This window comes from Massilia sp., assembly GCF_032106685.1.
Taxonomy (GTDB): Bacteria; Pseudomonadota; Gammaproteobacteria; order Burkholderiales; family Burkholderiaceae_D; genus Telluria.
Window position 1 is genome coordinate 20612 of sequence record NZ_DAMCPG010000048.1, and the last position, 14582, is coordinate 35193.

The 14582-nt window shown below is 67.9% G+C and carries 10 protein-coding genes; 4 read left to right on the plus strand and 6 right to left on the minus strand.

What is annotated here, in order from left to right; translation table 11 throughout:
• Positions 1-73: 73 nt before the first annotated feature.
• Positions 74-1984, plus strand: coding sequence for an autotransporter assembly complex protein TamA (locus RT688_RS20500; RefSeq protein ID WP_409521960.1), 1911 nt, complete (start codon positions 74-76; stop codon positions 1982-1984).
• A complete protein-coding gene (locus tag RT688_RS20505; RefSeq protein ID WP_313706689.1) occupies positions 1984-6420 on the plus strand; it encodes a translocation/assembly module TamB domain-containing protein in 4437 nt (1478 codons plus the stop codon). The genes RT688_RS20500 and RT688_RS20505 overlap by 1 nt, the downstream gene beginning before the upstream one ends.
• Before the next feature lie 73 nt (positions 6421-6493).
• Here the strand turns inward: RT688_RS20505 and RT688_RS20510 are convergent, their stop codons facing one another.
• Positions 6494-6661 carry a hypothetical protein gene (locus RT688_RS20510; protein WP_313706690.1) on the minus strand — a complete coding sequence of 56 codons (168 nt, stop codon included), beginning with the start codon at positions 6659-6661 and terminating at the stop codon, positions 6494-6496.
• A 141-nt stretch (positions 6662-6802) separates the two neighbouring features.
• Between RT688_RS20510 and RT688_RS20515 the strand changes: the two genes are divergently transcribed.
• Positions 6803-7315, plus strand: coding sequence for a hypothetical protein (locus RT688_RS20515; protein WP_313706691.1), 513 nt, complete (start codon positions 6803-6805; stop codon positions 7313-7315).
• A gap of 196 nt (positions 7316-7511) precedes the next feature.
• Here the strand turns inward: RT688_RS20515 and RT688_RS20520 are convergent, their stop codons facing one another.
• The 3 genes from RT688_RS20520 to RT688_RS20530 are packed head-to-tail and all read right to left on the minus strand — an operon-like array spanning position 7512 to position 12420.
• Positions 7512-10334 carry an ATP-binding protein gene (locus RT688_RS20520; protein ID WP_313706692.1) on the minus strand — a complete coding sequence of 941 codons (2823 nt, stop codon included), beginning with the start codon at positions 10332-10334 and terminating at the stop codon, positions 7512-7514.
• 15 nt (positions 10335-10349) lie between these two features.
• The gene (locus RT688_RS20525; RefSeq protein WP_312548014.1) at positions 10350-11054 is read right to left on the minus strand and encodes a hypothetical protein; all 705 of its coding nucleotides are present in this window, start codon (positions 11052-11054) and stop codon (positions 10350-10352) included.
• Positions 11047-12420 (minus strand): hypothetical protein, encoded by a 1374-nt coding sequence (locus RT688_RS20530; RefSeq protein WP_313706693.1) that lies wholly within the window; start codon positions 12418-12420, stop codon positions 11047-11049. The genes RT688_RS20525 and RT688_RS20530 overlap by 8 nt, the downstream gene beginning before the upstream one ends.
• Positions 12421-12791: 371 nt before the next feature.
• Here RT688_RS20530 and RT688_RS20535 point away from each other — a divergent pair, with 371 nt between their 5' ends.
• Positions 12792-12980 carry a hypothetical protein gene (locus tag RT688_RS20535; protein ID WP_313706694.1) on the plus strand — a complete coding sequence of 63 codons (189 nt, stop codon included), beginning with the start codon at positions 12792-12794 and terminating at the stop codon, positions 12978-12980.
• 89 nt (positions 12981-13069) lie between these two features.
• Here the strand turns inward: RT688_RS20535 and RT688_RS20540 are convergent, their stop codons facing one another.
• Together RT688_RS20540 and RT688_RS20545 are read right to left on the minus strand one after the other, a co-directional pair.
• Positions 13070-13798 (minus strand): DUF3108 domain-containing protein, encoded by a 729-nt coding sequence (locus tag RT688_RS20540; protein WP_313706695.1) that lies wholly within the window; start codon positions 13796-13798, stop codon positions 13070-13072.
• Between the two features lie 20 nt (positions 13799-13818).
• Positions 13819-14582 (minus strand): DUF3108 domain-containing protein (locus RT688_RS20545; protein WP_313706696.1); only part of this gene is annotated, 764 nt, incomplete at its 5' end.

Sequence of the window (14582 nt, forward strand, 5' to 3'; positions counted from 1 at the left end):
AGGAGTTAAACGTTCGCCAGTGTTTTTGCAATTCCGTTAAGATGGCCTCAGCATTAACACTGAATGGAGAGACATGGCTCTCGCAACATCCCACCAGAACAACACGGCGCCAGGGCGACTGCGGATTTTGGCACAAATCGTGCTGTCCGTGTACGTGATCCTGAACGCGCAGGCTGCGCTCGCCCAGGGCGTCGACTATAACGTGCGCATCGATGCGCCGGGCCAGCTCGACGACCTGCTCGAAGATAACCTCGACCTGCTGCGCTGGCGCGGCAATCCGCGCGTCGACCTCGACCAGCTCCAGCGCCTGGTGCGCGATGCGCCCGAACAGGCCAAGACCCTGATCGCCACCGAAGGCTATTACTCGCCGAAAGTGACGGCCACGCTCGACACCAGCGGCGCGACGCCGGTGGCGCGCATCGTCGTCGAGCCGGGCGAACCGGTGGTGGTCAGCGACATCGACCTGGTGCTGCAGGGATTTGTTCCGTTCGAGCAAGGCGGCGCCCCCTACGACGCGGCGGCGCTGCGCAACCGCTGGTCGCTGCCGGTCGGCGCGCGCTTTCGCCAGGCCGACTGGGAAGGCGCCAAGCGCGACCTGCTGCGCGACGTGGTGGCGTCGCGCTTCCCGCGCGCCCAGCTGGTCGAGACCAGCGCCACGGTCGATCCGGACACGCGCCGCGCTTCGCTGCGCGTGGTCATCGACAGCGGTCCGGAAATGCGTTTCGGCGCGCTGCGCATCCGCGGCCTGAAACGCTATCCGGCCAGCGTCATCACCAACCTGAACAAGATCAAGCCGGGCGACGAATACAGCGAGGCGGCGCTGCAGGCGCTGCAGGCGCGCCTGCAGGAGACCGGTTATTTCTCCACCGTCGAAGTGAGCGCCGACATGCGCGCCGTGCTCGCCGCCGAGCTGCAGGAAATGAAGGAAGACAGCGACGATGTCCCGGACCCGCCGGAGGTCGATCCGAATGCGCCGGCCGTCCCGGGCCAGGCCGCCACCGGCGTCAAGCCGCCGACGCCCGGCCCGACCGTGCTGCCGGTGCTGGTGCGCGTCACCGAGAACAAGCAGAAGAACGTCGAGGTCGGTCTCGGTTTCTCGACCAACACCGGCGCCCGCGCCCAGCTGAGCTACGACGACCTGAGCGTGTTCGGCAAGCGCATGAAGAGCGACTTGATCTACGAACAGAAGCGCCAGAACGCGCGCGTCGACTTCTACTGGCCGACCACGCCCGACGGCTACAACGACAGCGTCGGCGGCGGCATCGAGCGCGAGGACGTGCGCGGCGAAATCACCACCACCATCAGCGCTTCCGCGCGCCGCGCCTGGGGCACGCCGGAACTGGAGCGCAGCCTGACGCTGGAGGTGCTGGCCGAGAAGCGCCAGGTCGAAGGTGTCGACACCAGCTACAGCAAGAGCCTGCCGTTGACCTACAGCGTCACCCGGCGCAAGCTCGACAGCCTGATCCTGCCGACCCGCGGCTACGCCCTGAACTGGCAGGTCGGCGTGGCGCCGCTGCCGGTGTTCACGGACGAGAAATTCATCCGCGCCTATACCCGCGGCATCTATTACCGTCCGGCCGGCGAGAGCGGCAGCCTGATCCTGCGCGGCGAGCTCGGCGCCGTGTTCTCGAAGGACAAGGAAGGCGTGCCGAGCAGCTATCTGTTCCGCGCCGGCGGCGACCAGTCGGTGCGCGGCTACGGCTACCAGGAACTCGGCGTGCGCGAAGGCGACGCCATCGTCGGCGCGCGCTACCTGGCCACCGCCAGCGCCGAATACCAGTACTGGTTCCGACCGCCCTGGGGCGTGGCCGTGTTCTACGACGTCGGCAATGCCGCCGACAAGTTCGGCGACCTGCACCCGAAATCGGGCTACGGCATCGGCGCGCGCTGGCGCAGCCCGGTCGGCCCGATCAACGTCGATGTCGCCTACGGCCACGCGGTCAAGAAAGCACGTCTGCACTTCTCACTTGGATTTACGTTCTGATGGACGCCGACAACAACCCCACCCCGCAAACCCCGGCCAGGGAGACACCCAGACAGCGGCGCTGGCCGCGCCGGGTCGCCATCGGCCTGGTCGCGACAAGCGTCGTGATCGGCGGCGCGCTCTGGTACCTGGGCCGCGAAACCACGCTGCAGATGATCGCCGAACGCGCCGCGCGCGCCACCGACGGCAAGCTGACCATGACCGGCATCCGCGGCTCGATCTATGGCGCGATGCACATCGACCGCATCGTCTGGCGCACCGACGAGCAACTGGTCGTGGCGACCAACGTCGACCTCGACTGGTCGCCGCGCCAGCTGCTGTCGAACGGCATCGAGATCAGCAAGCTGCACGCGGCCGACCTGCGCATGGAGACCCTGCGCGAGAACGAGGAGCCGAGCAAGATGCCGGCCTCGCTGGCCGCGCCGTTCCGGATCTCGCTCGACGACGCCCGCGTGGCCAAGGCGACCTTCGTCAGCAAGGGCAACGCCACCGACATCACCAACATCCGCCTGCGCCTGCACGGCGACAAGGTGCAATGGCAGCTGCGCGACGCCGTCGCCAGCACGCCCTGGGGCCAGCTGGCCGCGAACGGCAGCATCGGCGCCCAGCGCCCGTTCAAGCTCGACGCCAACGCCAGCCTGACCGGCACGCCGGTCGGATCGGCGGGCACGCCGGCCCAGCTGAAGCTGCACGCCGGCGGCGACCTGAATTTGACCATGCTCGATGCGACCGGCCAGGCCGGGCGCGCCGGCGGCGAGGCGCGCATCGCGCTGTCGCCCTTCGCCGAGATCCCGCTGCGCAGCATGAACCTGAATGCGCGCAACATCGACCCGGGCTTCTTCGATCCTTCGCTGCCGACCGCCGACATGACGCTGGCGATCGTGGCGCGCCTGGACGACAAGCGCGCCATCTCGGGCAGCGTCGACCTCGTCAACGACGGCCCGGCCGGCACCATCGACCAGCAGCGCCTGCCGCTGCGCGCGATGCGCGGCCAGCTCGGCGGCAACCTGGACGCCATGCAGCTGACCGACGTGCTGGTCGACCTCGGCGGCGCCGGCCGCTTCACCGGCAGCGGCAGCGTGCAGCGCGGCGAGGACGAGGAAGGCCTCGGCACCGCGAAATTCGCGCTGCACACCGACCGCCTCGACCTGCGCCAGATCCACGGCAGCATGAAGCCGACGAAGATCGCCGGCGACATTGCGGTCGCCAACGTCGGCACCACCCAGACGCTCGACCTGCGCCTGAGCGACGCCGGCCTGCGCCTGGCCGCGCGCGCAAAACTGGCGAACAACGTGCTCGACCTGAGCGAAGCGCGCCTGTCGGCCGGCAGCGGCAGCATCGCCCTGACCGGCAGCGCGAACCTGGCCGAGGACAAGGCCTTCAAGGTCAGCGCCAACGCCAGCCGCTTCAACCCGGCCGCGCTGGGCGACTATCCGCAGGCCGACATCAACGCCAACATCAACGCGGCCGGCGTGCTGGCCCCGGCGTGGAAGGTCAACGCCGACTTCGCGCTGCGGCCGAGCCGCCTGTTCGACCAGCCGCTGTCCGGACGCGGCAAGCTGGCCGCCGATGCAAAACACGTCAGCGGCGTCGACGCCACCCTGGCCCTGGGCCAGAACAGCGTCGACCTGCGCGGCGCCTTCGGCGCGCCCGGCGAGAAGCTGAACTGGCGCGTCGACGGCCGCCAGCTCGCCGCCCTGCGCAAGGACCTGTACGGCTCCGTGGTCGCGAACGGCGTCGTCACCGGCAGCATGGAGGCGCCGCGCACCACCTTCGCGCTCGACGCCAACGGCCTCGGCTGGGTGGCGGCCCAGCGCAAGGCCAACACCAGCAACCTGCGCGCGAACGGCGAAGCCTGGCTCGCGGGCGGCAAGGAGGCGCGTTTCGTCGAGGTCAAGGCGAACGGCAACATGGCGCGCTTCAACCCGGCCGCCTTCGGCAGTCCCCTCCCCGGCAGCATCAACGGGGCGTTTGCCGCCAGCGGCCGCTCGGGCGCGGACTGGCGCGGCGCGCTCGACCTGAAAGTCGAGGAGTCGACGCTGGCGAAGTCGCCGTTCTGGGGCCATGCGCGCCTGAACGCCGACCGGCGTCACGTCTCGAACGCCGACGTCGACCTGCACGTGGGGCCGAACGTCCTCGCCGCGAAAGGCAGCTTCGGCGCCGGCCGCGACGTGCTCGACTGGCGCATCGACGCCGGCCAACTGGCCGCCCTCGGTCCCGACTACGGCGGCGCCTTGCGCGGCAACGGCACCATCACCGGCACCATGGAGACGCCCTCGCTGACGGCGGCGCTGGAAGGCCAGAACCTGAAATTCATGGGCGCCCACACGCTGCGCTCGCTGCGCGCCAGCGCCAACCTCGGTTCCGGCCGCGGCGGCGCCGATCCCCTGGTGAGCGACATCCAGATCGTCGATTACGCCAGCGGCGAGACCCGCATCGCCGCCGCCAGCCTGCAAACGAGCGGCACCCGCGCCGCCCACACGCTGCGCCTGGCCGCCCGCAACGACGACTTCGACGCGCTCACCGAAGTGCGCGGCGGCTGGAACCGCAACACCTGGTCCGGCACCCTGGCGGCGCTGCAGAACAAGGGCCGCTACGCGATGACGCTGGCGCAGCCGGTGCCGCTGCGCATCGACGTCGCCCCGGGCGCCGGCGTGATGGGCCTGGCCAAGCCGCAGTCGCTGGCCTTCAACGGCGCCGTCATCAAGCTCCCTGCCGGGACGGTCAACATCGCTTCGCTGACCAAGACCGGCTCGCGCTGGAACAGCCGCGGCGCGGCGGCAGGCGTGCCGCTGAACTACCTGGCGCAGTTCTCGCCCGGCTTGCGCGAGAACATCCAGGGCAACCTGACGCTGGGCGCCGACTGGGCGCTCGACCTGCGCACCGCGAACGGCACCGGCGGCCGGCCCGCCCTGGCCGGCGAAGTGCACGTATTCCGCGAAGGCGGCGACGCCATCGTCGGCGCCGACGTGCCGGTGGCGCTGGGCCTGCGCACCTTCGACCTGCGCGCCGACGTCCAGGGCAGTTCGCTGCGCACCCAGCTGGCGCTGGACGGCGCCCGCACCGGCAGCGCCCGCGTCGACGGCACCGTCCAGATGCTGGGCGGGCGCGTCGACCGCGACAGCCCGCTGCGCATGACGGCGAACGCCGACATGGCTTCGATCGCCTGGCTGGCGGCGCTGTCCGGCCAGCGCGACCTGGAGCTGGACGGCAGCCTGAAGCTGGCGCTGACCGGCGGCGGCACCATCGGCACGCCGGCGCTGAACGGCACCGTCAACGGCGACGCCCTGGGGGTGCGCTGGCCGACGCAAGGGGTACGCTTGCGCAATGGCCAGCTGCGCGCGCAACTGGCGGGCGAGCGCCTGGTGCTGCAGCGCCTCTATCTCGAAGGCTTGCAGGGCAACGCGACCGCCGACGGCTCGGTACGCTTCGGCGCCGACGGCGCGATACAGCTGCGCGTGGTGGCGGACAAGCTGGAAGCGCTGTCGCGTCCGGACCGCACCGTCGTCGTCTCCGGCGAAGCGAACCTGGTGCGCGACGCCCAGCGTTTCACGCTCGACGGCCGCTTCAAGGCCGACCGCGCGCTGATCGAATTCGCGCCGCAGGGCCGGCCGACCATGTCCGACGACGTGATCGTGCTGGGCCGCGGCGCGCCGGCGCCGCCGCAGAAGAAGGAAGCCGAAGTGCCCCTGAGCGTGAATCTCGCGGCCGACCTCGGCGACGACTTCCACCTGCGCGGCCTGGGCATCGACGCCTACCTTGCCGGCAGCGTGCGCCTGCGCATGGTCGGCACTGGCGACCCGCGCGTGAACGGCACCATCCGGGTCGCGAGCGGCACCTACGCCGCCTACGGCCAGAAGCTGACCATCGACCGCGGGGTACTGACCTTCAACGGCCGCTACGACAATCCGTCGCTCGACGTGCTCGCGGTACGCAAGCAGCCCGAAGGCACGCAGCTGAGCGAAACCAACGTCGAGGCGGGCGTGCAGGTGCGCGGCACGGCGCAGTCGCCGCAGGCGCGGCTGGTGTCGACGCCGACCGTGCCGGACAGCGAAAAACTGTCCTGGCTGGTGCTGGGCCACGGCATGGAAGGCACGAGCGGCAACGAGAAGGACGTGCTGAGCGCCGCCGCCGGCGCCCTGCTCGGCGGCAAGGGCGGCACCGGCGGCATCACCTCCAAGCTCGCCAATTCGCTCGGCGTGGACGAACTCGGCCTGGCGCAAGGCCGCAACGGCGACGCCGAGGGCCTGGCGAACACCGTGGTCACGGTCGGCAAGCGGATTTCCTCGCGCGCCTACCTGAGCTTCGAACAGGGCGCGACCACGGCCTCGAGCCTGGTGCGCCTGCGCTACAAGCTGAATCCGCGCTGGACGCTGCAGTTCCAGACCGGCACGAATACGGCGCTCGACGTGCTGTATGCGTGGGCCTTCGATTAACGGCGCCTGACTGGACTTCCATGGCGGCTTGCATCCGCTGCCATGGAAGCTGTGTCAAATGCTTCGAGCGTTCTTAATGCAGGCTCGGCTTCGGATCGGGGACCGGGTCCTCGCTCTGGGGCGTGTGGACCGGGGTGTGGTGCGGGTGCGGCGCGTCGAAGGGCTCGGGCTGCGGTTCCTCGATCGGCACCGGGTCCGGGGCGCGGTGGAAACGGACCGGCATTGGCGTTGCTGGAATCATGTTCGGGGTCTCCTGGGTTACGGGAGTTAACACCTTAGCATGGGACGACAAGCGCCGACGCCCGCCTGGCGGCGGCCCCATCCGCCAGCATGATGGGTGCTCGCGTACAATGCCGGCTTCGATTCCAAGGCTTTCATCACGATGAACATCACCACCCTCGCCCTGCTGGCCCTGACTCCCATTCTCGTGTGGCGCATCTATGCGCGCCTGAAGACGCAGATGGCGCGCCAGCGCTCGATCATGTCGCGCCACTACACGGGGATCCTGGTATTCGGCGCGATGATCCTGGTGCCGCTGTCGGAAGTGCTCGCGCGGCCGATGGAGCTGGGGGCGCTGGCGGCCGGCACGGCGCTCGGCATTTTCTGGGGGAACTTTGGCCTGCGCCGCACCCGGTACGAGGACACCCAGGAAGGTTATTTCTTCACGCCGCCGATGCGGCTCGGGATCGTGATGGCCATGGTCCTGATCGCGCGCGTGCTCTACATCGGCTTCGAGCTGTACACGCTGCAGGGCTCGGGCGCGCAGGCGCCGCGCTTCACCGAGAGCCCGCTGAGCATGCTGTGCGTGGGGCTCACGGCCGGGTACTTCGTGACGTATTCGGTGGGGTTGCTGCTGTGGCGGCGCAAGCTGCGCCAAGCGATCGAGCGGGGTTGATGTTTCGATGACGTCAAGCGGTGGGACGTAGGGTGGACGACTCTGCCGTCCACGCGTTCAAATCCAACCGAATTCATCGCAGGCGCGTTTTATCAACGGTCGGTTGAACGCGTGGACGGGAGACCCGTCCACCCTACGATGGTTTGCAGACACCGCACGACACCATGAAAGAAGGGGCCCATCGGGCCCCTTCTGCTTACGCGGCTTTCGCCTCTTCCTTCCTTCTCTGCAGCACGAAGATCGGCTGCGCCCACTGCACGTCCTTCTTCTTCTTGCTCGTGATGAGCGTCAGCTCCGAAGGGTCGTAGACGTCGGTGTTGTGGGTCAGCGGCGTCGTCATCAGGTACTGGGCGTCGGTGTTCTTGAGGAACTCGCCGACCAGCTGGATGTTGCGGATGTCCAGGTGCGCGAAGGGTTCGTCGATGAAGACGAAGCCGCCCGAGCCCTCTTCCGACTTCAGCAAACCGATCAAGAGCACCAGCGACTTCATGACCTGCTGGCCGCCCGAGGCTTCGCCGTCGTTCATGCCGATCTGGTCCTTGCCGTCGAACTTGAAGCGCACGTGCAGGCCGGCCTGCGCCAGCTGCACGTCGTCGTTCTCCAGGCGCACCGGGTCGGCCTGGACGTCGATGCCGGCCAGTCCACCCAGCTCCTTGATGTTCTTCGAGTAGGTCTTGATCGTGTAGCGCAGGCGCTCGATATAGGCGCCGCGCGCATTCGCCGTGGCCTCGATCGCGCGGTTGTTCTGGTAGCGGCGCTCCTCGGTCTCGCTCTGGCGCCCGGCCAGCTGCTCGTTCAGGCGCGCGTACTGGTCGATGACGGTGCCATCCTGCTCCCAGTCGTCGCGCGCCAGCGCGTGCTCGAGCGAACCGAGGCGCAGGTTGACCTGGTGCGCGTTCTGGTGCTGCGACACCAGGGCCGCACGGCGCGCCGGGTTCTTCCAGGCGGCCGGGATGCTGCGCCAGCCGCGGCGCATCTCCAGCAAGGCCTTGGCGTGCTCGGCGCGCTGCTCGATCTGGCGGCGGTGGTTCAGGCGCAGGCCCGCTTCCGCTTCCGACAGCGCCATGCGCGCGTTTTGCCAGACGGTGTCGGCGCGGGTGCGCGCGACCGTCGCGTTCTTGGTCAGCGTTTGCAGTTCGCCCAGGCGCGCGCCCACTTCCAGGCGCTCGGCCTTCAATGGCGCGATGCTGCGCAGGGCTTCCTCGAATTCGGCCTGGCGCGCCGCCAGTTCCTTGGCCGCGTCGACGCCGGCGATGCGCGCCTTCAGCGCGCCCACTTCCGCCGCCAGCTTGCTGATGGTGAGGGTGAGCGCGTCTTCCTTCGCTTCCAGGCCAGGCATCGCCTTCTGGATCGCTTCCAGGCGCTGGGTCTTGCCCGCCGCGCCGAAACGGTAGCGCGACGGCTCGACGTACAGCGAACGGCCGCCGCGGCGTTCGCGGTGGTAGGCGTCCGGCGTGATCCACTCGTCCGAGCCCGACTTGAAGCCGGCGTCGACCGAGTCGACGCGGTCGATGCGCGCCAGCTGGTCGATCAGCCAGCTCGGGGCCGGGGCCGAGAAGTTCACCACCGACAGCAGGCTGTCGTCCTTCATCTTCGGTGCTTCGACGCAGTCCGGGACGATGAAGTGGCGATAGCGCTCTTTTTCAGCCAGGCGATACGCCGCCGGCGCATCCTTGGCGCGCTCGAGCAGCACCACCGACGCGTAGCCGCCGAGGACACCCTCGACCGCGCCCTGCCATTTCGGGTCCGTCACTTCGACGATGTCCGACAGCATGGCGTGCGGAATGCCTTCGTCGCGCAGGGCGCGGCGCATCTGGCGCTGGGCTTCCGGCTCCGGCATCGCGCTCTTGCCCTGCAGGGCCGAGATGGTCTGCATCTCGATCGCGATCTTCGCCGAGATCGCCTCGCGCGCCGCGCGCTGGCGCGCCAGCTCGGCTTCCTTTTCTTCCAGTTGCGACGCCACTTCCGCCATGTCGGCGCCAGCCTCCGCCGCCAGCTTCTGCAGGCGTTCCTTCTGCTCCAGCAGGTTTTCCAGCGGTTTCAGCTTCTGGTTGATGGCCGTCAGGCGGCCCGCCAGTTCCGTGCCTTCCTTCTCGAGCTGGGTTTCCTGCTGCTGGGCTTCGGTCAGCGCGCGCTGCTGGGCCGCCAGCGCCTGGCGCTTCTCGGCCAGCTGGCTGTCGGCCTGCTGCATGGGTTTACGCTGCTCGCGCAGGTGGCGGCTCATCGCGGCGGCTTTTTCGCGCGCCTCGTGGTATTCCAGGCTCGGCAGCACTTCCTCGCGCAGCGCGCGCTTTTCCTTGTGCAGGTCTTCCCACTGGTGGTAGTTGGCGACGCGCAGGCGCAGGCCTTCCAGGTTGATGCGCGAGGTTTCCAGTTCCGCCTCGAAGCGCTTCAGTTCCGTCTCGGTGTCGCGCTGGTGGCGCTTGGCTTCGTCGTAGGCGTCCAGCACTTCCTTGTCGCCGAAGACCTGGAACACCAGGTCGAGCAGCTGGCGCGGCGCGTATTCGCACAGCTTGTCCGTCTCGCCCTGCTCCAGGGCCAGCACCTTGGACATGGCCGGCGACAGGCCGGCCGAGGCCAGGCGTTTCCGGTAGTTTTCCACGCCCAGCCAGTCGGTCGCTTCGGTGACTTCCTCGATGTCGACGTTACCCGGTCGCATCAGGTACTGGCGCTTCCAGTCGCCGCCGTTCTTCTGCACCTGGCAGAACAGGGTCACTTCGTCGTCGCTGAAGAAGCCCGAGTGGCGGAAGGGACGGTTCGACAGCTGGCGCCCAACCGGCTTGTTGTCGACCACGGCGCGCAGCCAGGCGCTTTGCTGGCCCGAGTGGCGCGCGTAGTGTTTATACGTGCGGCCCATCGAGCAATCGAGGCCGAACAGGGTGCGCAGCGCGTCGAGCAGCGTGGTCTTGCCCGAGCCGTTCTGGCCGGCGATGGTGATGATCTTGGCGTCGAGCGGGATGTTCTTGATCCGCTGCCAGTAATCCCAGTGGACCAGTTCGAGTGATTTGATGTGGAACATGGTGTCTCAGTTCGCTCAGTTCGGATTGTCTACGGGCTCGGCATCGAGCTCGGCGTCGTTGGCGGCATCGGCCGCGGTGCGGCGCACGGCCGCCAGCGGGGCGCGCTTGAACACGTCCGACAAGGCGCCGTTGATGATGCGCTCCTTGAGCAGGTCGGTGTCCATCATCAGGTCGAGCAGCGGGCCCTCCAGGATCACGTCGCCGCGGCGCTCGATGAAGCCGAGTTTCGACAGCACGCCCAGGTTCATGTCCATGCGCGTCTTCTTGCCCAGCTTGTCGCCGAAGTCCGACAGCAGCGCGGTGTAGGAAATGCCGATCGAGGTGTCCTCGGCGCGCGGGATCGGCGCGTCCTTGTCGAACATGTCGGTCTGGTCATCGACGACCGTGGTGTGGGTTTCCTGGCGCTCGCGCTTGGGCAGGATGATCTGCGCCCACAGCACCACCAGCAGGGCCACGCCGTCGCGCGTCAGGCCGAAGTTATTGTTCTGCCAGATGTCCTTGGCGCCGAAGATCTTCGGCTCGACGTTGCGGTGCAGCGCGATGGTGACGTGGTCGGCGTAGACGTTGTCCAGGAGCTTGAGGCCGGACTCCAGCAGGCGCTTGTCGACTTCGGCGCGGAAGGTCTCGTCCGACAGCGCGCGCTTGACCATCTTGTCGTCGCGGCGCAGGGTCTGGTGCGTGAGCAGGCGGGCAATCAGGATTTGTGCATCGTCATTCATTCGGCGTGCCGCTTTCGAGATCTAAATCTAGTGAGAGGGTTGCAAAGGACATGGCGGCCACTTCCGGATCGTCGAGCTGGACCATTTCGTCGCGTGCTTCGAACTTGATCGGCAGGCGCGCCAGTTCCGCGGTGGCGCCTTGCAGGCTGGCCTCGGCGGCGTCGCCCAGGAGCGGCAGCAGCGAGGCGCGGTAGGACGCCACGGCGAACGAGGCCGGCAGCAGCGACTCGTGCAGCTCGACCTTCTTCGGGCCGGTCTCGGAGAACTCGGGGAAGTTGCCGAGGTTGGCGAAATCGGCCAGCTTGGTGATCCAGTCGTCCAGCTCGGCCTGCATCGCCGGGTTGTCGTTGATGGTCAGCGGCGCGTCCTGGCCGCTCGGCAGGCGCGCCAAGCCGACGGTGGGCGCGCGCTCGGCCAGCAGTTCGGTTTCGGCGACGTCGATCATCTCGGCCGGCGTGCCGAACAGCGGCACCACCGGGCGGTCGATCGCGCCTTCGGCGAGACTGGCCAGGTCGTCGTGGGCCAGCAGCCAGCGTTTCACGTCGGTGGTCGACAGGCCCGACTGGCCCAGGTGCACGCGCTGGCGCTCGATCTGGTTCAGGGCACGCGAGAACATCCCTTGCATGTTGAGCAGGGCGCTTTGCGCGCGGCCGATCGCCTGCGCCGCCTTGTGGGTAGCCGAGTCGGCCTGCGGGTCCTGGGTGATCGCGCGCAGGATGACCGAGCCCTTCTCGACCCAGTCGCAGGCCATGTGCCACTTCGCCTGGGAATTGCGCAGTTTGAATTCGGAACCCGAGGCGATCGCGTCGCGGAACTCCTCGGTCAGCTCGACCAGGCGGCCCAGCAGGTGCTTCAACTGCTCGACGGTGACGCCGCCCACGGCCTGGGCGCCGGCTACCTGCGACAGCAGGAAGCCCATCTCGGCTTCGTCGTCATCGGGCTTGCCCAGCGCCAGCAGGGTGTCGAGCGCGGACAGGACGTTCCTTGCCAGCGGCGTGATGCGGTAGACCCCGTTCGGCGCGTCCCAGGCCAGCAGGCCATGGGTACGCAGGCGGTTCAGCACCGTTTCCAGGCTTTCCGGGATCAGGTAGGCGAGCTTCTGGTTGATGTCGGCACGCGAGAAGGCCGAGCTGGCGGTGTCGGCGGCGAGTTCGCGCAGCACCAGCAGGCGCACCAGTACGCCGTCCTGGCTGCCGTGGAACAGCGCCGAGAAGGCGGACAGCATGGGCTGCGCCTTCTTGAGGTGAAACACCTGCTCGATTTCGTCCGGCGCGATGCCGGAATGGAAATGCGCCTGGAGCGGGTCCAGCTCGTCCTGCGCAGTGCCATGGGGTTCCGCGGCGGAAGCCGCCTGTGTGTCGATCATCGTTGGGATACCAGTCTGCAAGCGGACCGCACTGCCTGAGCAGGCAAGCCGAAGTGTCCGCGGGGGGCGCCAGTATAACAGTTCGGGCTGCTTAATCGGCAGCAATATTCCGCGTGCATCCCGCCAAGTTTGCATAAACGACACAATCTCGGGCCGCTCCGATGGGGCGGCAAAAACCATAAGTCAATCCTATAAAACGCCTTCTTTTATGAGTTTTACATATATATGCATGGCGGTTTGACACGGCGGTATGACGGTGTGAGGCTAGCTTCTGACCCGGACATGGATGAGCATTATCGCGGTCCGGCGTGCTGCGAAACGACGGCGCAGCGCAGCGACGACTACACCGTCGAACTTGAGAGGAGATAAGGATGAATAAGAAACTTGCTGCGTTGATGTTTGCCATCGGCCTGGGAGCGGCGTCGAGCCCGGTGCTGGCCAGCTGCGAGTTCTACTGCGCGTCGGACTATAACCAGTGCATCAAGAACGGCATGCCATCCGAGGAATGCGCTGCCGAGCGCACGGCCTGCCTGCGCGACATCTGCGGCTACGATTATTGATGCTTCCTCCGGCGCCATGTGCGCCGGCCGCAGAGCCGCCGTCCCCCAGGATGGCGGCTCTTTTTATTGACGCATGCGTATCTGCACGCTTATTTCGGTGTGATCCGGGTGATCGTCTGGTCGATCGTGTCGCGTTCGTCCTCGAAGCGCAGCTTCACCGGATACCACTCCTGCGACGGCGCCAGCCAGATCTCGACACTGTCGCCCCGGCTGTCGCGCCGTTCGCGCTTGACGTGGATGGTGTCCAGTTCGCCCATGGCGGTGCGGATCTTTTCCTGCTTGACCACCCGGAAGGTCCAGGGCTCGGCGTCGCGCCGCCCGGTGACCACGAAGGTCCATTCGCTGCCCGGCTTGAACTTGGCCTCGCCGGCGGCGCGCGCCACCGCGGCCAGCTGCCAGGTCACCGAGGCGCGGTCCTGCTCGCCGCCTTTCATGGCGTAGGGCTGCTTGGCTTCGGTGAGCAGGATGGTCTTGCTCTCGCGGTCGAAGGTGGTCGTGGTCGGGTCCTTGCGGTAGCGCTTTTCGGTAAAGGTCTCCGGGGCCAGGCCATAGGTGTCGATCGTGCCCTGGCTGCGGTATTCGTTCAGCTTGCCCAGCAGGGCCACGCGCGCCTCGACGTTGACGTCGTACCTGCCGTCGCCGGCGCGCCAGGTGATCAGGGCGTCGCCCTTCAGGCCGATGCCGCGCTGCTGGGCCGCGAGCTCATAGGCCAGGTCGGCCGACGGCGGCAGCTCGACCGCGCGTTTCACCGGCGCGGCAGGGGCGGCGCCGGCGGCGCTCAGGCTCGTGGCCAGCAGGCCGGCGGCGAGGCCGCGCATTAAGAGATTGCTTCGCATTATCATTTTCCTGTATCGGTCAAGGCTATATTATTCACGGTTTGCGTGGTGACTGCACCGTTGGCCTCAGTATTGCGAATCTGCACTGGATACCAGCCCCGCGCCGGCGCCAGCCAGACGTCCAGGCGCGAGCGGTAGGAACCCTCTTTCGGCGGGCGCGACAGGTGCCAGGTCTGCATCTTGCCGAGCTTCGTATCGATCTCTTCCTGTCCCACCACGATGAAGCGGAACACGGCGGCGTCGCGGTCTTCGCCCACCTGGATGTCCAGGTCACCCGTCAATTGTCCACTATCGCCGCGCGCGATGGCGGCCAGTTGCAGCGGGACACTGGCCTTGTCCTGGGCGCCTGCCGCCAGCGGATAGGTTTTTTGCGAGGCCGAGAAGGTGATCTTGTTGCCGCTCCAGTCGAAGTGCGTCGCGGTCATGGCGCGCCCGCGCCGCTTTTCCGTCATCTTCACCGGCGCGAAACCGGTGGCGGCGACCGCCCCTTCGCTGCTGAGCACCGCCAGGTTGACCCGGGTGAACACGAGCCGGATGCCGGCCTCGAAATTGATGCGGTAAGTGTCCTCGCCATAACTCCAGGACAGCAGGGCTTCCCCGCTCCAGCGCGTGCCGTCCGCGTCCGTGCGCGCGACGTCCATCGTCAGCGCGGCCGGCGGCGGCATGTCGACCTTGTAGCGCCGCGGCTCGGGCGGCGGCGCGGCCGGGGCCGGTTCGGGCGGGGCCGGGGCCGGCTCGGCGGCCGCCACGACCGGCGCCGGCGGCG